The sequence below is a fragment of the Deltaproteobacteria bacterium genome (assembly GCA_016178705.1).
In the GTDB taxonomy this organism is placed as follows: Bacteria; Desulfobacterota; Binatia; order HRBIN30; family JACQVA1; genus JACOST01.
Map to the genome: position 1 here is coordinate 366,412 of JACOST010000028.1, position 19,752 is coordinate 386,163.

Below are 19,752 nucleotides of genomic sequence, written 5' to 3' on the forward strand. Positions count from 1 at the left end.
CGGCGCCCTTCGAGACGGCGCTGCGCGCCTCCTCAGGGCGAACGGGAAAGTGTTGTGGCACAAAGGAGGAACCGCTCATGCTGAGGAGCGCCGACAGGCGCGTCTCGAAGCATGCGGGGTTCTTCAATGGGCTGCTGGCGAAGGGTCGCTCGACACTCGCGACCGGTTTACGCCGGCAGGCTCAGCACGCGGTGCGCGTCGAGCATTTTTTCTTGAATCGGCACACCGATCGGACAGGTGTTGGCGCACGGCGCGCCACAGCCGACGCAGGCGGCGGCGCTGCGCTCCAACTTCGCGTAGAGTCGCATGCCTTCCTTCTCCCAACCGTAGTCCTTGAAGTACATGCGGTAGCGCAGGATGTCGTTGATGGGCAGGTCATAGGTGCACGAGTCCAAGCACGCGCCGCAGTGCGGTTGGCAGTAGTCGCCCGCTGTCAGCTCGTCATAGCGGTGCAAGAGCGCGACGTCGGTCGGGTGCAGCGCCGTACCCGAGGCGTAGATGTATTCCTCGATGTGTTGCGGTTTGGAGAACGACACCACCAGGCACGAGACGTTCGGATTCGACAGCACCCAGCGAAACGCGGCTTGCGAATAGGCGCTGGCTTCGTCGCGGAAGTTGGCGAGATTAACGTGCTTGGCGCCTTTGAGTGTTTTCATCGCGACGATACCGACGTCGTGCGCTTTGGCTTTCTCGAGGATGTGGCCGAAGCTCGGCCACATGCCGAAGTGGTACGCGAGCATCATCACATCAAAGCGGCCCGAGTCGATCGCCGCGTTGGCCACGGCTTCCAAGTTCGGCGTGTGAGTGCTGACGCCAAGGAAGCGCACCTTGCCCTGTTCCTTCAATCGATCGAAGGCCTCGTGGATATTGGGCGCCAGCAAGCGCTCGACGCGGTCGCACGAGTGAATGTGAATCAGATCGACGTGATCGGTCTGCAGACGGCTCAGGCTCGCCTCGACCGCCTCGATGATCTTCGGCACCGGCGTATCATTGGGAAGATGGCCGTCGGCAACGCAGAACTTGGTGGCGAGGAACAGCTTGTCGCGGCGACCTTTCATGGCTTCGCCGAGAACGCGCTCCGAGGCGGTGTCCGAGTAATCCGGCGCGGTATCGAAGTAGGTGATGCCGTGATCGAGCGCGGCGCGCGCAACTTCGACGTCGTTGATGTTGCCCGAGCCGAGCGAAATGTCCGACACCATCGCATTGGTGCGCCCCAAGCGGCGATAGCTCGTGATGTGCGCGCCGTGCCACTCGGGACGCGGATGCGGCGCGGTCTTCTCCACTTCAGTGAGGAAGAAATCGTTCGCCACCGGCAGCCAGCCCCGGTTGCGTGCCACCGCGGTTAAGACTCCGGCGACCGCGGCGCCGAGCGCCGTCCCGCCGGCGCCGAGCGCGCGCAGGAAGCTGCGACGAGTCGAACCGGCGCTGGCGTCGGTCGAACGCTCCCGCGTCAGTGGCGCGAGCAGCCACGCCGGTGCGACCGCATCGCATTGCTCGCACACCGAACGGCGTACGCGCGTGAAGCTCGCTACCACCGCGACGAGGAGTACCGCCAGCGGTGTCCAGAGTTTCCACAGCCGCAAGATGCTGCGTTGACCGCCCTCGACGAGATCGTGCAAGAGGTCGCCGCCGAGTGTGTACGCTAGCAGCAGGCCGAGACCGTAACAGCCAAGGAGCACCGGCCAACGGACGCCGACCAGTCGCTCCGACTGTCTGCCGCAACACTGCGAACAAGCCATTCGCCCGCCTCCCTGATTCTTTCAGTCCCGACCCCGTTGATTTTTCTGCCCCCCGTTTGATGCACCGCTTCGTAGGGGCGCCGCTTGCCACGCCCTCCGTCACGGTGGGAAGGTGCGAGTCGGCGTCGGAGTCGGCGGACAGCCGTTGCACTGCGTGGGCATCAGGGTCGGTGTGAGCGAAGGGCACACCGGGACTATTATCGGAGTTGGTGTTTCAGCCGTACAGCCGGTCAGCGCGTTGTGCACGCCCCTAACCAATTCGTCGATGGTTACAGCGTCGTCGCGATTCGCGTCAAAAGCCACGCACGTTGCGACCGGCTGTTCGCCAAGGGCCATGGTTACCCCTTCTACGAGTTCATCGACCGTTACCGTTCCCAACCCATCGCAATCGCCGACGCACGCGATCGGCTTGCCGGCGCAGCCGCTGGGCACCGAGGCTATCGCCAGCACTCCGTTCGAGAACACGGGGGCGTGGGACTGCGAGAACGACACGGGGGCACCGAATCCGTATTGGACGATCCACAGGAAGTTCGGACGAGGCAGGTCGCGGTCGAAATAGTCATGGGTCACCGCGAAGGTCTGACCGTCCGGCGAGACGGCCATGAAGAGCGGGTGCATCTCAGGTGCGCCGAAGGAGGTCGGGTCGGCGAGACGGATCGGATACACCGAAGTAGTGTAGTACAGCTCCGTGTTGGTACGCGTATCGATTGCGCCAATGCTCTCGTCGACATAGTTGACCACGTATACGTAACGCCCGTCGGGGCTGATCGCCAGGTTCACAGTGCCGCAATTCTTGTCGATATCGCCAACCCGTCTACAGTGGGTGATCTCGATGCGATCCGTCACCGTGTTGGTCGCGGTGTCGATGACGGACACCGTGTTCCCCGGATCGAGGGTGTAAGCGCGCTTGCCGTCTGGCGCCACCACCACGGAGTACGCAACCGCCCCGTACGGAAACCCGGAAACCTCAGCGGTGATGGTGAAAGTCGCAGTGTCGACAACGGTGACACCGAACGGTGGGCGCGCCACGTAGAGGAACTTCCCGTCCGGCGTGATGTCCATCAGGGGTTCGCCATTGTTCGCATGCAGATTAACTGGCGGCATCGTAACCGTGCGACTCATCGTGTCGACTACGAGCAACGTGTTGCCAACGAAAACGTACAAGCGTGATCCGTCTGGGCTCAGGACGAACTGCTGCGCACTACCCAACAAGGGGCACGGCCACGGAACACTCGCCACAACGGTGTTGGTCCGTAGGTCCACAACAAGGACGGCGTAGCCGGCGACGTATGCTAGCAGTCTGGCACGATCGATGGCGATGCTGCGGCCAACTGCGGCAGGGATTGTCGCAACCACGGACGCGCTGTCGGCACCAATGACGCTGATTCCCTTTTCTCCACCAACGTAGATGCAGTCATTGGCTTCTGCCGGTTCGTTTACCAACGCGACGACTGCGAGCACGACCGATATGCTCGCGCACGCCAAAGATCGAGCGCATTTGATTCGCGCGGTAACGAATGCCACGGACCATTACCTATACCTGTTCAAACCCAACGTCCACTCTCTTCTGTATTCACCGAGTTCCTTGCCCGGAGAAAATGGGGGTCTTAGACGAGCCATTGCAATTCCAACATCAAATGTACTAAGGCCCACGCGACTGCTCTACAGCGGTTTGACCACAACACGAGAGCAAGGAGGCGAATGAAACTCCTGAGGCGTGGATGCTTGGTGGCGGCAGTGGCGTTTATGTCGTGCAACATTTTCTACGTCGCTGATGCACGAGCGCAGTCGTCGCCCGCGCTCGACCTTTCTCGCTACCCGTCGTGGTTCAAGCTCACTGGCCCGCCCGCGACGATGTCCGCCGGTGGTGGTGCGGCCAGCACGACGACGGGCGTCACTGTTGGACCTGGCTGGCAAGGCATCGATCCGGCGCTCTTCGATCCTGCCATGGTGGAGAGCCGCGAGTTCAAGAAGTGGTGGCCGCAGTTCTATCCTCGCGCGTATCCGCTTGGGTACATCTTGGACGGTGCCGACGCCAACGCGTGGGCGCAAGTCAAAAGTCTCGACCTGACGCAGATCGCCGACGCGCTCGCGGCTCCGCAGTGGATCAACATCGGTCCGGCACCGATAAACAATCTGAACCCGAACGCATTCAACGGCTACATGGGGCTTACAAATAGCGGGCAAGCGTCAGCGATTGCAGTTCGCCCGAGCCACGAGGGCGAGTGGCTGGTCGGCAGCAGTTATGGAGGCATTTGGAGGAAGACCCCCGATAGCGGTGAGTCATGGCGGAACGTAACCGATGCGCTGCAGGACGCGGGCGCGCAGCAGATTAGTGCGCTGACGTACGCGACGGCTAACATCGTCTACGCGGGCAGTGGTCACGGCGAACCTGGAGGGATCGGACTGCTCAAGTCCATTGACGCTGGTGATCACTGGAGCCGTATTGCACCAACCATGTTTCAGAATGACAGCTTTCGAAGCATCATCACGGACCCATCAAACCCGTACGTCCTCGTGGTCACGACCAAGAGCGGCCTCTGGAAGGGGGCGTCCATTGATGCGGGGGACTCGTGGACATGGACGCAGGTCTTGGCAACCGATTTGGTCATCCGCCTCGAAGCCGATCCGACGAACTTTGCGCGTCAGTACGCTGGGACAAATGTGGGTGGCCACCTGTTTCGCTCCACACCTGACGTCGCCGCGGGTTCCTGGCAGGAGCTCAACGGGCCGTGGCAGCAACCACCGTCGACGTGCGCTAACGGCGCAGTGTGCGGCACCAACCCGGGCTGCAAGAACGTGCCGGACTGCAGCGGACAACGTTCGTGCTCCGGCAGCTTGCGTGCATGCTCCAGTGATGATCAATGTCCGGCTGGAGAAGCGTGCGGCCCCGACGTCTGCCAGCCACGCCTGACGAACCTTGGCCGAGTCGAGGTAGCACTCTCGCCCACCAATCCCGACACGGGCTACGTGACGGTAGGGGGCGGCGCATGCCAGCCGGCGAACCACGAGGTTGCGGAACTCATGGCGGGGCTCTATCGGACGGACAACGCGTGGGACCCAGCGCCGCATTGGACCCGCATCACCGATTCGACGAACAACTCGAAGCTCGCCGACATTGGAAACGACACCAGCAATCTCCTGATCGTCGACAACGCGAATAAGAATATCGTCTACAGCGGCGGCGGCAATCTATGGAAGGCAACGGTGACCATGCAGCCCGGCGCCGCAACCAGCCCCGCGACCTGGGTAGACATAACCCGACAGCCAGGGTCGGGCGCCTGCGTGACTAGCCACAACTGTCTTCATGTCGACCAGAAAACGGCCACTTGGGCAACCGAGCAGTCGGGCACGGTAAACCGTCTGCTTGTGGTGAACGACGGCGGCGTGTCGAGCACCACCGACCGCGGCACCACATGGAATTACCATAACGACGCGCTCGCGACGATCCAGTTCGCTGAAGAAGGTGCAGTGCACTTGAGCGGATCGGGCGTCATCGCGATGGGTGGCGCGGGTGACGAGGGCGTCTCGATTCAACCCGCGGCCAGCGCACCAGCGTGGACGCAGGTGTACGGCGGCGACGGCAGCACGTGCCTCTTCGCTCAATCGAATCCCGGCGTACGATACGCCTTCGAGGAAAACAGCTACAAAGGCATTCTCCGCAGTGAGTCCGGGAACAAATGCAACGGCTTTGGCACCGTTGGCATCCAAAACTTCAAGACGCCTGCAGTGCGCGTGTGCCCGTGGGAGGAGGACGCAGTCATCATCGGCGGCGACGTGCTGCGGCGCGCAACCAACTTCTGGTCGGCGCCCAACTGCGCAATAGGTTGGGAGCAGCGATGTCCCGCCTTGCTCGATGTCAATTTTCAATCCGCTTCAGCGGTCGCTTTTGGCAATACGTGCGGAACGTACGCAGCGGGGAACCGAAGCAGCCAAGTGATTGTGACAACCGATGATGGGGTGACCTGTGCTCCGCTGGAGCGAAGACATTGCACTAACAACGCCACGCAAGTGTGCGCGGCCGACGGCGATTGCCCGATGGGCACCTGTCAGGACTACGCGCAACAGATTCCGGACCAAGAGATTACCGGGCTGGCGATCAATCCGGCCGATCCGAACGTCGTGTACGTCGCGCTCGGCGAGGCAGGCGCGGGCGGGATCTACAAGACGACAAACGCGCTCGCTTCGGCATCGCAAGATGTGAACTGGGTCGATATAACGCCAAAGGGAGCGGACGGAAACCCCATCCGCACAACATACTACGCGGTAGCCGTAGATCCGAGTGCCGCACCGATCGTCTATGCGGCGAGTCAACAGGGTGTGTTCCAGAGCAACAACGCCGGCAACACCTGGACCCACGCGGATTTCACTCACGGCATGCCATACGTGATAGTGAGGGACATCGAGGTTGCCTCGAATCACTTTGCCGTCGCATTCACGCAGGGCCGCAGCGCGTTTCAGCTCGATTGCGGACCGACGGACAGCGATGGCGATGGCTTCGGCGATGGCTGTGACAACTGCTCGACCACACCGAACCCGGATCAACTCGACACCGACGGCGATGGTCTCGGCGACGCGTGTGATACTTGCACCGATACCGATCGCGACGGTCGTGGCGACCCTGGGTTCCCGCTCAACACGTGTCCGGTGGACAACTGCCCAACCGCTCCCAACGCGGACCAGCGCGATACGGACCACGACGACATCGGCGACGTCTGCGACACCTGCACGGACACTGACCATGACGGATTGGGCAACCCCGGCTTCTCAACCAACACGTGCCCGCCCGACAATTGCCCGAATACGCCCAATGTGAATCAGCTCGACACCGACGGCGATGGCTTCGGTGATGTGTGCGACATCTGCCCGCGCATTGCCAACCCGGATCAGGCGAACGTGTGCCCGGGCGATGTCTGCACGAATGCGGTGACCGTGATCGGGGATCCATTCGAGGAGTCTCACAACACCCTGAAGTATTCGACCGTGTCGGACCCAGTGCTGCCCACATCATGCACCCCCTGTGGCAGCTACTCGGCCAGCACCTGGTACTCCTTCACGGCGCCGCGAACGGGGAATGTGACCGCGAACACGTTTCTCTCCGGCCCCATGACTCCGCTGTTGGCGGTGTTCAACGGGAGCTGCGGCGCGCTAGCGTTCAGCGCCTGTGCGACCAAGAACGCGGGTTTCCAGAATTTGCAGGCGCAGCTCAGCTTCGGCGTGACGCAGGGGCAAACATACTTGATCATGGCGGCCAACTCTTGTTCGGGAACCGGGTTCCTGCACTTTGCGCTGGGTTACGATCAGGACAAGGATGGTGTCTTCGACTCCCTCGACAACTGTCCCAGCAAGGCCAACCTCGATCAGGCGAACAGCGACCCCGACTTGCTTGGTGATGTCTGCGACAATTGCCCGACAACGGACAACCCCGACCAGGCGGATCAGGACTGCGACGGGGTGGGCACCGCCTGCGACACCGTCGTCGACCTGCCGTGCGTGGGCGATTGCGACGGCCTGTGTACGGTAGACGTCGATGAAGTCATCAGAGTGAGAAGCATTGCGGTCGACGGCGGGCTCAGCGTACCTCTATCCTCATGCGTCGTCGCCGACGCCAACAACGACGGCGTAGTCACAGTTGAAGAGCTGGTCCAAACTGTGAACAACGCGCTGCTCGGTGGGTCGACCGGTTGCCCCTACCGCGTGCGGCCGAGCGGCCTGAGCGGCGCCAGCCACTTCGCGCAGGCAACCTCCAGCTCTACGCTTTCGGTTCAACTCGGGTCTGGGTCGGCTTCACGTGGCGGCTCCCTCACGATTCCGGTCAGCCTCACTGGCGGCAACGGTGCCACATCAGCAGCACAAGTCGATCTGCTCTTCGACGCCGCTGCGTTCAGCAGTCCGACCTGCATCATTGCCGCGCGTTTGGCGTCGACGCATTCGGCGGCCAGGGGCCTGCCGTCCGTACCACCCGCACCGGCCGGGATGACTCGCCTGCGCGTCCTCGTCGCCGACATGAACAATTCCTCGACCTTCAGCGACGGCGACATCGCCACCTGCACGTTCCAGATCAACGCGTCAGCACCGCCGGGCGTCTACTCGCTCGCGGGCGAGGGTCAGGTGGTGAGCGATGCGCTCGGCAACGCGCTCCCGTCCACCGTGACCAATGGTTCGATCATCGTTCTCGGCGCGACCTTCACGCCTACCCGCACATTCACCAAGACCGCCACGCCGACGAAGACCGCGACGATCACCAAGACACCCACGGTGACGCCGACGCCGACGATCACGCTTACCGTCACGCCCACACTTGCGCTGACGATCGGCAAGAACCACTCTGCCGTCGGCGCCGGCTTGCAGGCGGGTGAGTTCTGGGTAGGCGCCAGCTTCAATCCCGGGGGTACGCAAACCATCACGCTCAGCGCGCTCTCGCCGAATTGCCTGGTATCGTCAGCGCACGACACGCCCGGCACCAGTTCCATCACTCTTAGGATTCCCGCGGTGAATCCACCGTTGTGGAACTGGCCGCCGTTGGCCTCCGACTATTTCTGGGTGCAAGGAGTCGAAGGCACCAGCGGCACGTGCCAGCTCCAGGCCACCGCCGCCGGTTACCTGGTCGCGACGGCGACGGTGGACATCGTCACACCCGGAATTGCAATCCAGCTTCTCGACAGCGCCATCGCCACCACGGCGCCGAACGCCGCCTTCCAATTGTACGTGGGCATTCCCTACGCGAGTGGGTCGGATTTCTACATTGCCACGACGCAGGAAGCCCGCGCCGGTGGCCCTGGGATTACCGTCACCGTGACCAACAGCAACGCACTCGCCGCCCAGTTGTGGTCGCCGATCTCTCCCTCACCCGCACAGCAGGTCAGCGTTCTGATCCCATCGGGCAACTTTTGGAACAGCGGCGGTGGTCTGCAATTCGACCCGCTCGCCGCCGGCACCACCACCGTTCACGCCGCCGGTCCCAACTTGATCTCAACCGTCGAGGCAAGCGTGACCGTAAACGTCACCGCGCCCACGCCCAGCGGCGGCGGGGGCGGGTGCTAGGCGCAGAGGAGGTTCGCGATGAATCGACACTACGTGACGATAGCCATGGCCGCCGGCGCCGCGCTGCTCGCCGGCATCGCGGCGGCGCAACTGAGCGAGAGCATCAGCGTGCCGGCGCGCGAGAGCGACGCGGCCGGTGCGTGGGAACTCAACGCGGACAGCGACGCGCGACCGCAGCGCGCGGTTCGCCCGCTGCGCGCGCGCACGGGAAGCAAGGGCTGGCGCGCGCACATCGTGCGCGGGGAAGACAACATGGTGACCGGCGAGCTGGCCGCACAGATCGGCGACGCGGCGATCGTCACCCACGGCGCGATCCGTGGCCGCGCGCAAGGCGCCACGGTGTGGGGCGAGATCTTCGACGACGACGGTAAGCAGGTCGCCACCTTCGAAGCGACTCGCACACCCGACGGCATCCTCGGCCGCTTCACCACCCGCGACGACGAGACCGGTACCTTCGCTTGGGATCAGTCCAAGATGCAGTGACGGGCAGCCAGGGACGGCTGCCCCCACCGGAACTGCGAAGAGAGATTCTTCGCCGGCGGCTCAGAATGACACGGGTTGGGAGTCTCTTCAGTGTGATGGCGCGCCGTTGTCGAGCGCCTCGATCGCTTGCACGAGTTGGCGGCGGACTCCGGCTACGTCGGTGAGCGGCGGCCGGCGCACGCGCGCGACCTCGGCCTCGCTGTAGGGCGAGAACGCGGGCGGCATTTGCTCGGGGCTGAATTGCCGCAGCATCCAATTGAGCAACCCGGCGATGCGCGCGTCGTTGAGTTCCGACTGCGAGGTGCCCGGCACGCGGACAAGATACTCTCTGCCGCCGGGTACGCGCAGGAACGTTGCCATCTGTCCGCGCAAGTTTGGCACTGCGCCAGTGGCACCGCCGCCATCGGCTCCGTGGCAGCCTTGGCAGTTCAGAATGTAGTCGAGGCGTGGATCAGCCAGACTCAGCGTCGGAATCAGTAGCAGCGCGGCCGCGGCAGCGAGAACGATGCGTCGGGGTTGCGTCACGCGCGCGGTGCACCTCACGACTCGGTCGCGACCCCGAGGACGATCGCAGTCGAACAGTTGTAGACCACGCTCTTGGTTCCAAAGCACCAATTCACATCGTTGGCGCGGTGCGTGAAGTAAATCGGCTTGTCGCCTTCGTTGCGATGGCAGAAACAGAGACCGCAAACGTGTTTCCCGCAGCAATCGTTGTACGAGATGATGTAGTCCTTGTCGTCGAGTGGATTGCGACAGGTCCCGATCCAGGTGACCGGCGACATCTCGGTGCCGGGTGGACAAGTCCGCTGCGTCCCGCCGCAACAGCTACACAGAAAGCCGTCGATGGCGCAGTGGCGCCAGTAGTCACAACTCGACGGGTCACCCGCGGGGAGCGAGGGATCGGGCTCACCCGGGGCCGGCGCCCGCGACTCGCCCTGGGCGCGCGCGACCGGTAGCAGCGGTAACGACGCGCCGCCGACGAGCACCGCCGCCGCGCGCGCGAGGAATCCGCGGCGCGAGCTGTGGCGCGCCACCTCACGGGCGGCGGTTGTGAACCAGCGATCAATCCGATTCATCGTGGGCTCCTCTGAAACTAGGCCACGCGGCGGTTGCGCTCGCGTTGGATGTACTCCTGCACCGAGGCGACGCCGCGTTCCTTGGCTTCAAACAGACTCTCCAAATGCTCGCGGGTGTTGACCAAGCCTTTGGCGCGGATCACGCCGGCGGCGTCGATCAGCACCGCGTACGGCAACTTGCTGACATGATACGTCACGCCAAGTTCGGTGGAGAGCAGGTACGGGTACTGGTCGATGCGGTGTTCGCGCACGAACGCGTCGTGCTCGGCGCGCGTACCGTCGCTCGCTAGGACTAGCCGCAGCCACGTGCGCTCGCTAGAGACGACCGCGGTTGCAATGGCGAGCAGCGTCTTGCAGACAGGGCAGGTGGGCGACACGAACAGAAGCAAGGTGCTGAGTCCGTCGCTCGCGGCGCCGCCGACGCGGCGAAGCGTGCCGGACCAGTCGGCGATTTCGAAGACAGGCGCCGGCTCACCCACCTGTGGACCACCACCGCTCATCAGCGCGCCGGCGGGAGCGACGCGCTCGTGCAGGACGCCGATCTGCCGCATCAACGCGAAGACGATGGCGGCCAGCGCAATGACCGCGATCCACAGCACGATGTTGGAGATGATCAGCGCGTCGAACATGCTCAGCTCTCCATCGCCTCGGTGAGGAGCGAGTGATCGGCCGAGCGTAGCCGGCCCGCATTGGCGAGCGCCGTCTCGGCTGCGCTGTACAGCAAAGCCAGCATCGCGACTGCGGCGAACACAGTAACCGCATCGAGCCACACCAATGATCGCGGCGTCGCCGGCAACACCGCGATCAACGCGGCGGCTATGAGCAGTATGTTCCGTCCGACCAGTCCCGGTCCGAGTGGCACGTGCCGCGCCGGCCCGGCGCAGCCGCAATCGATGTCGCGCCGGCCGCGCCGCAGGTTGATGGCGATGGCGAAGGTATACATCGCCAGCAGCGCCGCGACCGCGAGCGCGGGGACGAACCCGCCGAGAAGAAGCAGGCTCAATCCGGTGACGAGTTCAAAGCCGATGACCAACCGCGACACCTCGGTGAGCCAACGATCCGACACCAGATCGTAGCCCGCGAGCGCAGCCTTGAATGCACGGAAGCCACGCAGCTTGTGGCTCGCCGCTGAGAGCAGCAGGAGCGCCAAGCCCGTGTGCAGGGCGATGCGCAGCACGGGGTCCAGCGACCACCACGCGGTAATCATCGACGCCTTCACTTTCCACTCCACGGTGCCAGGAGGATGTCCGTGGTCCAACCGACGGGCGTAACATGCCGGACAAATTGGCCGCTCATCGCGTCGTACACCCCGACCGCGCCGCTGAACTGCGACGCCGTGAACAGCAACGGCTGGGTGTCGGAGGTGACTTGGATGTGGGTGACAAACGCGGGCGTGAAGGTGTCGATCAACCAGTCGGACATCCGATTGAACGGCCACGCCCAGCGGCGCCCGAATTCGATGGGAAAGCCGTAGACCGTCAGCCCCGGGCTGCGCAGCTTGATACGCTGCGTCCGCGCGTGTTTCTGAATGTCGTAGACCCAGACCTCGTCGCCCGGGTCCTTGTGCGTGTCCTTCCCGCCGCGGTGAACGAGCGAGTACAGCCGGCCGGTGCCGACATGCACGGCGAGGTGCTGCAGCCCGCCGACTCGCCACGTCGCCTTTTGATCCTCGTCGCTGAGCAACGACCATGGCTCCGGAAAACGGGGCTGCGCCGCCGACACATCGACCGGGTACGCCTTGCCTTCGAACGACACGAAGATCCACTGGTCGTGAAAGCGCACCGCTTTTTCGGTCACCGGATCTTTGGTTGGATCGAAAAACGGCTGGCTCCGCTCCTTGCTCACTTCGTGACCGTTGTCGTCGATGGTGATCGTGAGCGCCGAACCATCGGCACAAAGCGAGAAGAAGCGCCGTGTGCCGGCGGTGTAGATCAGGCTGCAGCCGGGGATGTCGATCTCGCCGGCGAGCGTTCGCTTCTCGACATCGACGACGCTGAGGGACGTGCGCGGCGTCCAATTGAACACCAGCGCGAAGCGTTCGTCGTCGGAGAGTGCGGAGTGGCCGAGCGACACCGCGTCGATGGCGCGCATGGGTGGTAGGCGAACCTCGTCGATCGGCGAGAGCGTCGTCGCGTCGTAGATCTCGAACACGTCTGTGCGTTCGCCGCGCGTGCGGCGGGCGTAGTAGGTCGCGGGCAGGTAGACTTCAGCGCGCTTGGTGGAGAACAGCGGAGAGATGGTCCCGTAGCCGCCATTGATGAGGCCGAGGAAGCGACCGCTGTCGAGGTCCACGAGCGCGATTCGTTCGAGGATCAAGTCGCCAACCCACACCCAATGCGCGCTGAACGGTTGCGTCAGCTTCTCGCTGCGCCCCGGCGATTCGGTCGGAACGTCGGCCCGTGCCACCAGTGACGCGGTCAGGACGAGTAGTGCCAGACTCCAGGTTCGCAGTTTCACTCGATGCTCCGTCGTCGACGCTGAGGAATGCGCAAACAGTGAGCGGCGACTACCACGGAGCGACCAATCGCTGCAACCGTCTTGCGCGGGTGCCCGGTCGTCTCGACTCGCCGAGAGTGCTACACACCAGCACCATGCCGGAATACAGCGAGCGATTTTTCCGCAGCGGCACGCTGCGCATTCACTTCCGCGATTGGGGCAACGCCGACGCACCGCCGCTGATCATCGTGCACGGGATGCGCGATCACTCGCATTCGTTCGACGATCTCGCGCGCGGCCTGTTGGATCAGTACCACGTCCTCGCCCTCGATCTGCGCGGGCACGGCGATAGCGAGACGACGCCGTACTACAGCTTCGGGCACTTCGTGCTCGATCTGCACAACATGGTGCGCGCGCTGCGTTTGGAGCGGCCGGTGTTGATCGGCCATTCGATGGGCGGGGAGGTGGTCGGCCATTTCAGCGGGTGCTTTCCCGACGTGCCGTCGCGCCTCGTCATCATCGAGGGTCTCGGTCCGCCGCCGTCCGACATGGAGGAAGAAGTCCGCTGGACGATCGACGGCTTTGCGCGCACCGACCGCGCCTTTGCCGGCCATCCTGGTCTCAAGGACTTGGATGCCGCATATCGCCGGCTGCGCGAACGCAACCCGCGGCTGCTCGAGGCCAAGGCGCGCGAGTTGGCGCTGCTGGGCACGCGAGCGCGCGAAGACGGGACGCTGGAGTGGAAATTCGACTCGATGCTGACCACGATGTCGCTGACCGGGCCGTACAACCTCGCGTACCACATGGCGCTATGGCAGCGCATCACCGCTCCGGCGCTACTCATCCACGGGGCAGAGTCGGGTGAGTTCTGGCGCGAGAAACCGGGCGCGATCTACCTTGAGCCGGACGATCTGCAACGTCGACTCGGCTGCTTTCACGATGCGCGCTTCGTAGAGATCGCGGGCGCCGGACATATGGTCCACTTCGACCGTCCGCGCGAGTTAGTCACCGCCATTCGCCAGTTCGTCTTGGGCGACAAGGCGTGAGCTCGGAATTCTTGATCGAGGGCCTTGCGCAAGGAGCGCCCCTCGATACGAAGCCTTCGGCTTCTACTCGGGGAAACGGATCTCTCTTCGAAGTCTTCAAGAATCCGTTTGCCCGAGTAGTGAGCGAAGCGAACGTATCGAGTGCCGTCCTGTACAGATGCGGCGCGGGGGAGCCTATTGCTTCATGAGCGCGGCGTAGCGTTTTCCCAGTTCCTCGGGTGACACGTCTTCCTTGTGGGTGGCGATCATCCAGCGATGGCCAAAGGGGTCCGCCAACGTGCCGGAGCGGTCGCCGTAGAACTGATCCTCCAATGGGCGCACGAGTGTCGCGCCCGCGGCGACGGCTTGCTTGGTCAGCGCATCCACGTCGGGTACGTAGAGATGAATCATCACCGGCGAGCCGCCGAACGACAGTGGACTGCGGACGTCCATCTCGGGGTATTCGTCGGAGAGCATGATCGGGGCGTCGCCGATTTTGATCTCCGCGTGCCCGATCCGGCCGCTGGGTTCGGCTAGCCGCATCGTTTCAATTGCGCCAAATGCCTTCTTGTAGAACTCGATGGCGCCCGCGGCGTCCTTGCAACACAAGTACGGGGTCGCACGCTGAAGGCCGTCCGGAATCGGTTTCGCTGTCGTGGCCATAGGTCATCTCCTCCTTTTTTCTGACACGGACGAATCAACGTTCTTGGTGCGCTTCACCGACGCTATGCCCACAGCCGCCGAGCCACGCAAGTCATGCGCGCGCTCCCTCGATCACACACACGCGCGCCGGCGTCGGAACCACTTGAGTCAGCCGGAAACCCGAGGTTGCGAAGAGATCGCGGAACTCCGCCTCTGACATGGGGCCGGAGCCTCGCTCTAACCCACCTCTCAGAGCGCGGGCCCTGCACTTCTCCTCGCCGGATCGAGAGGACTCATGAGGCCGACATGGTTACCGTCAGGATCCTCGATCACGGCGTAGCGGGCGCCCCAGAATGTGTCGTACGGCGGTTGACGGCCGGTGTAACCTGTAGCAACGAGATCAGCGTAGCGATCGTCGACGGCCTCCCGCGATGATACGGAGAATCCTATGATGGTCCTCGTTCCGGTGGCGGCCTGCTCCGGCCAGCCTCGGTTGAAGCTCTTCGCCAGTGCGACGCTGTCGAAGTGGAGGTGGAACCCGTTTGGCAAATCCAGGTTGACGTGGTGGGCGCCGCTGGCGGTGCGCCAGACTGCGCTGTCCGGGATCTCCAGGCCGAGGCGTCGATAGAAGGCCAGCGTGGCATCCATGTCGCGAACGACGAGGTCCAACAGGCCGAGCACCGGTTGTTGGTTGGTCATCGCAAGGGTTTCCTTTCTCGGTCGTCAGTCGCTTCGCTTTGCACTGAGATTCGCACAGCCGGCCAACCCGTTTAGTGCTGTCCGTCCTTTTTCTGCGCGGCGATGAACCACGAGTTGCCGAGGGCGTCCTTGACGTGCGCCATGCGGTCGCCCCACGGTTTGTCCTGCGGCGCTTCCATCGACGTCAGGCCGGCTTTGAGGGCGCGCCGATACACTACGTCGGCATCGTCAACCTGCAAATAGAAAGCGGCAGACGTGGGTTCGAATCCGGGGATCGTTTCGCCCATCATCACCATCGAGTCGCCGATGCGCAGGTCGGCGTGGTCGTGCGGCGGGTCGCCGCCGCGATCGAAGGTGATCACCTCGGCACCGAACGCCTCCTTCAAGAAGTCGATCGCCGTGCTCACGTCGCGCACCTGAAGAAATGGCGTGACGCTGCGAAACTCCGGGGGGCTCGCCGCGACCGCGATCGGCGCGGACGGAGCAGCGCTCTCCAGGGCGGTGACTTTCTGGATGGGGGTGTTGATCCACCACTGATTACCGCCCGGATCCTGCACGCCAGCGTTGCGGAAACCCCACGGCTGGTTCGCCGGCTCGCTCAGCGAGAGCGCGCCGGCAGCGAGCGCTCGTCGGTACGCGGCGTCGGTCTCGTTCACGTACAAGTGGAAGACCGACGGCATCGGCTGATAGGGGCCGTGCGCCTCGCCCATCTCGACGATGGATTCGCCGATCCGAATCTTGGCGTGATGAACCGTGCCGTCGGGACCTTGCGCGCGGAAGACCTCCTCCGCCTCGAAGGCGCGCTTCAGGAAGTCGATCAGGTCAGGCGCCCCGTGCGGATGCAGATATGGCGTGGCGACGTGCAAGCCCTGCGGGATGTGGGTCGCGCCCGCGCGGGCGTGGGCTCCCATGTAAGTGGCGATGTACCAATGATTGCCGAACGGGTCGCGCACGCCCGCGCTGCGTTCGCCATAGTCCTGATCCGCTGGTTCTTCCATCGATGTGGAGCCCGCGCGCAGCGCGCGCAGGTACACCGCATCGGTATCGGGAACGTAGAGATGAATGGCGGTCGGCATCGGCTCGATTTCCGCCGAGTCGCCGGTCGAGATCAGCGAATCGCCGATCCTGACCTCGGCGTGCGCGATCGTGCCGTCCGGCCGCAGATCGCGCGAGGTCTCTTCCGCTCCGAATGCCTGTTGGAGGAAGTCGATCAGTCTGGCCGCGCCGCGCACCGGAAAGTATGGCTCGACGGTGTACGAGGGCTTGGCTTGCTCGGCGCCGGCTTCCGCGGCTGGCGGTTGTTGCGTCGACGCTTGCATTCGTCTCTGCATTTCTTCAGGCGAGACGTCTTCGGTGTGCGTCGAGACAATCCAAATGTGGCCAAACGGATCCGCCAATCGACCGCAGCGGTCGCCGTAGAACTGATCGGCGATGGGGAAGATCATTTTCGCACCGCCGGCGATTGCTCGGTCGGCGAGCGCATCGACGTCGTCGACGTAGAGCGACATGATTACTGGCGAGCCACCGAGCGACTGCGGGCTGTAGTTGCCCCACTCCTCGACTTCGTCCGCGATCGCGATCCGCGAATCGCCGACCTGGATTTCCGCGTGCAGGATCGTTCCATTGGGGTCGGCGTGGCGGGTTAGTTCCATCGCTCCGAACGCCTGCTTGTAGAATTCGATCGCGCGGGCCGCGTCCCGGATGACCAAACACGGCGTCGCGGTGTGATAGCCCTCGGGGACCGGCTTCACTTTGCCGGGTGTTGATCCGCTGGTCTGGAGATCGTTCTTGAGACGCGCTTTGAAATCCTCGCGCGGCAGATCACGCAGATCGGCGGCGATGCGCAACAACGCGGCCAGACTCGCATCGACGCGCGGCAGCGGGCTATCGGGGGCAGCCATGGTCGCCTCCAGGGCCTCGTCGAGTTGTTCGCTCAGGCTTCGCTTAGCCATTGTCTTTACCTATGCGCGCGCGCAGATTCTGCAGCGCGCGAAACTGCAACTGCTTGACGGCGCCTTCGCTACGCCCGAGCTCGCGCGCGATTTCGCCAATCTTCTTCTCCGCAGCGAAACGCATGACGATGACGCGGCGCTGCTCCGCCGGGAGTAGGTCAACCAGCCGGAAGAGCCGCGCGCGGTGTTCGATCTCTTCGAGGCCGACTGGCTCTGGACCATCATCGAGCGGTGCGATCGTGCGCGCCTTGGCCGCACGCTGTGCTCGATCGGCGATGGCGTTTGAAGCGATGCGGAACAACCAGGCGGCGAATGGCACGCCGCGCCACTCGAAGTGTCCGAGATTGGCGAGCGCCCGATGGAAGACGTCGGAGGTCAGGTCCTGGGCTTCGTCGCGGTCGCCGACGCGGCGCGCGATGAAGGCGTACACGCGTTCGAAGTTGTTCTCGTAAAGTTCCGCGAACCGGCTGGGGTCATTTTGCGCGGCCTCGATCGCGACCCGTTCAGCCGATTCTGGTGCGCGAACCTTCAATGCAACGTCTCCCGCAGCCATGGTCTTCTACCGTTACAACCAGCCAAGGTGCAAAAGGGTTACGGTGGTGAGCTCACTTTGTCGGTCTGAGATAAGAAAATGGCTTCACCGCGGAGAACGCGAGGGCGCAGGGCCCGTGCGAGAGTAAGAATTCGCCCTTCATTGCAAATCCCATCGGGGATGAGGTTGGATCGCTGGGGCGGTGATGCGCGGTGGTGTGATGGGTCGAACCTCTCTGCGGTCTTGGCGATCTCGGCGGTGAGTTCGTCTTGTGACCTCAGGGCCAATTCGGAGGGTTAGCCAGCGCTCCGCTTGCGGCAGACTGCCTCGATGTTGTGCCCGTCGGGATCAAGCACGAACGCGGCGTAGTAATCGGGATCGTAGTGCGGCCGGATTCCAGGGGGACCGTTGGCTTGCGCTCCGAGCGATGTGGCAGCTTCGAAAAATCCGTCAACCGCAACCCGGCTGCCGGCGGTGAACGCGAGATGCAAACTTGGAAACGGTGTCAGCGTTGCGACGATGCCAAACCGCCACGTGTCCGTTCCGAACCCGACGGCGTCGCCATCCTGCATGAGAAATTGAAACCCCAGCGGTGCTAGCACGCGCTCGTAGAAGCGGCGGCTGCGCGCAAGATCGCTGACCGGAAGATTGAAGTGATCGATCATGGGAGTCACTAGGTGCTGGCCAAACGCTCAGGCGTTCAGCCCTCAGCCGCGGCGCGCTTTTCGCCGTCCGCTGGATACCTTTGATAGGCGTGGTGCCGACGATCGCGGTGCCGGTGCTCCGCGTAGCAAGCCCTCGGTGCTGAGATCCTCGTCGAGGTCCGGCCAATGGATGCCGTACCCGGCTGCGCAAGGTTGCCAGTTGGCTCGTTGCTTCGATGTGCCAGCAGCCAACCTGGGATACCACAGCAGCGGCACAGAGATAGTACGGCCATCCATCAAGTCGACCGTCAGCGTGTCTGCGGAAACTCGGACATCTCGGACTCTCTCATCAGCGCTGAGCGCGAGGATACCCATGCCATGCCTCCAGCAGTTTGTCGCAAATGTTCTCGATCAAGGTCTTCACCTTCCGCAGTTCGTTGGGCGGGAAGCCAAAGTTCCGCGCCAAGGCGAGCGGCTGCAACCAGAACTTGGCGGAGCAGTCATCGCGGTCCACATGCACGTGCGCCGGTTCGTTCGGCTCATGGCTGAAGAAATACACGCGATACGGCCCGTTTCTCAAGAGCGTCGGCATGACAGGGGATACGCCTAAGGCCGCATCGGGCTTGACTCGACTTCTACTTCTAAGGCCAAGGACGATCCCTCAGCGCCGCGAGGGCATCGAACTCTACCCGATCAATCACCATCGCGACGTCGTGAATCGATCTGTCAAGCGGCATGCTCGCGAACGCTTTCGCTGCTGAAGTCATCGCCGCTATGATGACCACGGGATCGGACGGGCTTCCCCACAGCTGCGCGACATTGTGCGAAAGCTTGCCGAACAGAGACTCCTTCTCAAATGGTTTGTCCTTCAGCATAAGAACCCGACACTCAGAGTAATCAACTTCGGCATCATTGACCTTCTTGAGGAAATCGTGCGCGATTCGCTTCTTCAACTCGGCAGGCCAATGCCTGCAGAAGGTGTCTACCGCCGTTTGGGACAACTGAGGGCCCATATAGCCTTGAAGCTTCGATATCTGTGTTTCAGTCAACCCCTGCTTTGCGGCGGTCCTGAACGTGACATGAATGAAGAAGTAGAGGAGCTCGTAGAAGACCAGCATTTGCTGTTCGGTCGGTTGCCCCTCGATCGAAAACTGCAATGAGCTAGCAAAATCCTGATAGGAATCCCACGCCGCTCTCACGATCGCGAGAGACAAGTCGCCCAAGGGGCCGTAAACTTCTGAGGTTTCCGCCTTGGCTTTCTTCAGAAGGTCCCTTGCGTTGCGTTCTTCCGGAGTGCCGAAAATTCTACCCAACATGCTCATGGGAGTTCGCTCCTGTGTGAAGTTCCCCCGCTTTGGTGGACAGCATAACTATGCCACACGTCGTTTGGTCGTGGAACGCAATTCGAACGCGATGAGGTTGGGATAGCCGATTGCGTCGAGGATCTCGTTCAGCTTGTCTGTAGAACGCGTGCCCCGGC

18 protein-coding genes and 1 pseudogene are annotated in these 19,752 nt (G+C 63.1%); 4 read left to right on the plus strand and 15 right to left on the minus strand.

Translation table 11 applies throughout. The features are described from left to right. Positions 1 to 167: 167 nt before the first annotated feature. Complete coding sequence (locus HYR72_18690; GenBank protein MBI1817012.1) at positions 168 to 1,739, minus strand: aldo/keto reductase; 1,572 nt, start codon at positions 1,737 to 1,739, stop codon at positions 168 to 170. Positions 1,740 to 1,838: 99 nt separating this feature from the next. Next, the gene (locus HYR72_18695) at positions 1,839 to 3,200 is read right to left on the minus strand and encodes a hypothetical protein (protein MBI1817013.1); all 1,362 of its coding nucleotides are present in this window, start codon (positions 3,198 to 3,200) and stop codon (positions 1,839 to 1,841) included. Between the two features lie 996 nt (positions 3,201 to 4,196). Here HYR72_18695 and HYR72_18700 point away from each other — a divergent pair. From HYR72_18700 to HYR72_18710, 3 genes and pseudogenes are all read left to right on the plus strand, one after another. Further along, positions 4,197 to 6,596 (plus strand): annotated as a pseudogene (locus tag HYR72_18700) (thrombospondin type 3 repeat-containing protein). A 249-nt stretch (positions 6,597 to 6,845) separates the two neighbouring features. Continuing rightward, complete coding sequence (locus tag HYR72_18705; protein MBI1817014.1) at positions 6,846 to 8,783, plus strand: thrombospondin type 3 repeat-containing protein; 1,938 nt, start codon at positions 6,846 to 6,848, stop codon at positions 8,781 to 8,783. A gap of 18 nt (positions 8,784 to 8,801) precedes the next feature. Continuing rightward, positions 8,802 to 9,266 (plus strand): hypothetical protein, encoded by a 465-nt coding sequence (locus HYR72_18710; protein MBI1817015.1) that lies wholly within the window; start codon positions 8,802 to 8,804, stop codon positions 9,264 to 9,266. An 87-nt stretch (positions 9,267 to 9,353) separates the two neighbouring features. Here the strand turns inward: HYR72_18710 and HYR72_18715 are convergent, their stop codons facing one another. Genes HYR72_18715 through HYR72_18735 form a run of 5 tightly spaced genes read right to left on the minus strand, consistent with a single transcriptional unit; the run spans position 9,354 to position 12,799 of the window. Further along, positions 9,354 to 9,791 carry a cytochrome c gene (locus HYR72_18715; protein MBI1817016.1) on the minus strand — a complete coding sequence of 146 codons (438 nt, stop codon included), beginning with the start codon at positions 9,789 to 9,791 and terminating at the stop codon, positions 9,354 to 9,356. A gap of 14 nt (positions 9,792 to 9,805) precedes the next feature. Continuing rightward, the gene (locus HYR72_18720) at positions 9,806 to 10,342 is read right to left on the minus strand and encodes a methylamine dehydrogenase (amicyanin) light chain (protein MBI1817017.1); all 537 of its coding nucleotides are present in this window, start codon (positions 10,340 to 10,342) and stop codon (positions 9,806 to 9,808) included. A 17-nt stretch (positions 10,343 to 10,359) separates the two neighbouring features. Continuing rightward, complete coding sequence (mauD, locus tag HYR72_18725) at positions 10,360 to 10,971, minus strand: methylamine dehydrogenase accessory protein MauD (protein ID MBI1817018.1); 612 nt, start codon at positions 10,969 to 10,971, stop codon at positions 10,360 to 10,362. A gap of 2 nt (positions 10,972 to 10,973) precedes the next feature. After that, positions 10,974 to 11,561: a methylamine utilization protein MauE gene (locus HYR72_18730; protein ID MBI1817019.1), complete on the minus strand. Its 588-nt coding sequence runs from the start codon at positions 11,559 to 11,561 to the stop codon at positions 10,974 to 10,976. After that, positions 11,558 to 12,799: a hypothetical protein gene (locus HYR72_18735; GenBank protein MBI1817020.1), complete on the minus strand. Its 1,242-nt coding sequence runs from the start codon at positions 12,797 to 12,799 to the stop codon at positions 11,558 to 11,560. The genes HYR72_18730 and HYR72_18735 overlap by 4 nt, the downstream gene beginning before the upstream one ends. A gap of 38 nt (positions 12,800 to 12,837) precedes the next feature. Between HYR72_18735 and HYR72_18740 the strand changes: the two genes are divergently transcribed. Continuing rightward, positions 12,838 to 13,824, plus strand: coding sequence for an alpha/beta hydrolase (locus tag HYR72_18740; protein ID MBI1817021.1), 987 nt, complete (start codon positions 12,838 to 12,840; stop codon positions 13,822 to 13,824). A 174-nt stretch (positions 13,825 to 13,998) separates the two neighbouring features. Here HYR72_18740 and HYR72_18745 read toward each other — a convergent pair whose 3' ends face one another. The 8 genes from HYR72_18745 to HYR72_18780 form a co-directional block, all read right to left on the minus strand. Further along, complete coding sequence (locus HYR72_18745; protein MBI1817022.1) at positions 13,999 to 14,466, minus strand: VOC family protein; 468 nt, start codon at positions 14,464 to 14,466, stop codon at positions 13,999 to 14,001. A gap of 228 nt (positions 14,467 to 14,694) precedes the next feature. Beyond that, positions 14,695 to 15,144: a VOC family protein gene (locus HYR72_18750; protein MBI1817023.1), complete on the minus strand. Its 450-nt coding sequence runs from the start codon at positions 15,142 to 15,144 to the stop codon at positions 14,695 to 14,697. Positions 15,145 to 15,215: 71 nt separating this feature from the next. Then, entirely contained in the window at positions 15,216 to 17,096 is a 1,881-nt protein-coding gene (locus HYR72_18755; GenBank protein ID MBI1817024.1) for a VOC family protein, read from the minus strand. Then, entirely contained in the window at positions 17,089 to 17,649 is a 561-nt protein-coding gene (locus tag HYR72_18760; GenBank protein MBI1817025.1) for a sigma-70 family RNA polymerase sigma factor, read from the minus strand. The genes HYR72_18755 and HYR72_18760 overlap by 8 nt, the downstream gene beginning before the upstream one ends. Before the next feature lie 275 nt (positions 17,650 to 17,924). After that, positions 17,925 to 18,293, minus strand: coding sequence for a VOC family protein (locus HYR72_18765; protein MBI1817026.1), 369 nt, complete (start codon positions 18,291 to 18,293; stop codon positions 17,925 to 17,927). A 42-nt stretch (positions 18,294 to 18,335) separates the two neighbouring features. Next, positions 18,336 to 18,647 carry a DUF2442 domain-containing protein gene (locus HYR72_18770; GenBank protein MBI1817027.1) on the minus strand — a complete coding sequence of 104 codons (312 nt, stop codon included), beginning with the start codon at positions 18,645 to 18,647 and terminating at the stop codon, positions 18,336 to 18,338. Next, a complete protein-coding gene (locus HYR72_18775) occupies positions 18,622 to 18,864 on the minus strand; it encodes a DUF4160 domain-containing protein (protein ID MBI1817028.1) in 243 nt (80 codons plus the stop codon). Before HYR72_18775 ends, HYR72_18770 begins: the two co-directional genes overlap by 26 nt. Positions 18,865 to 18,913: 49 nt before the next feature. Beyond that, complete coding sequence (locus HYR72_18780) at positions 18,914 to 19,594, minus strand: hypothetical protein (protein MBI1817029.1); 681 nt, start codon at positions 19,592 to 19,594, stop codon at positions 18,914 to 18,916. Positions 19,595 to 19,752: the final 158 nt, after the last annotated feature.

Bases quoted from the DNA above. Each gene is read 5' to 3' on its own strand.
- HYR72_18690 (MBI1817012.1), bottom strand. From the start codon at position 1,739: ATGGCTTGTTCGCAGTGTTGCGGCAGACAGTCGGAGCGACTGGTCGGC.
- HYR72_18705 (MBI1817014.1), top strand. From the start codon at position 6,846: ATGACTCCGCTGTTGGCGGTGTTCAACGGGAGCTGCGGCGCGCTAGCG.
- HYR72_18710 (MBI1817015.1), top strand. From the start codon at position 8,802: ATGAATCGACACTACGTGACGATAGCCATGGCCGCCGGCGCCGCGCTG.
- HYR72_18720 (MBI1817017.1), bottom strand. From the start codon at position 10,342: ATGAATCGGATTGATCGCTGGTTCACAACCGCCGCCCGTGAGGTGGCG.
- mauD (MBI1817018.1), bottom strand. From the start codon at position 10,971: ATGTTCGACGCGCTGATCATCTCCAACATCGTGCTGTGGATCGCGGTC.
- HYR72_18745 (MBI1817022.1), bottom strand. From the start codon at position 14,466: ATGGCCACGACAGCGAAACCGATTCCGGACGGCCTTCAGCGTGCGACC.
- HYR72_18750 (MBI1817023.1), bottom strand. From the start codon at position 15,144: ATGACCAACCAACAACCGGTGCTCGGCCTGTTGGACCTCGTCGTTCGC.
- HYR72_18755 (MBI1817024.1), bottom strand. From the start codon at position 17,096: ATGGCTAAGCGAAGCCTGAGCGAACAACTCGACGAGGCCCTGGAGGCG.
- HYR72_18760 (MBI1817025.1), bottom strand. From the start codon at position 17,649: ATGGCTGCGGGAGACGTTGCATTGAAGGTTCGCGCACCAGAATCGGCT.
- HYR72_18765 (MBI1817026.1), bottom strand. From the start codon at position 18,293: ATGATCGATCACTTCAATCTTCCGGTCAGCGATCTTGCGCGCAGCCGC.
- HYR72_18770 (MBI1817027.1), bottom strand. From the start codon at position 18,647: ATGGGTATCCTCGCGCTCAGCGCTGATGAGAGAGTCCGAGATGTCCGA.
- HYR72_18775 (MBI1817028.1), bottom strand. From the start codon at position 18,864: ATGCCGACGCTCTTGAGAAACGGGCCGTATCGCGTGTATTTCTTCAGC.
- HYR72_18780 (MBI1817029.1), bottom strand. From the start codon at position 19,594: ATGAGCATGTTGGGTAGAATTTTCGGCACTCCGGAAGAACGCAACGCA.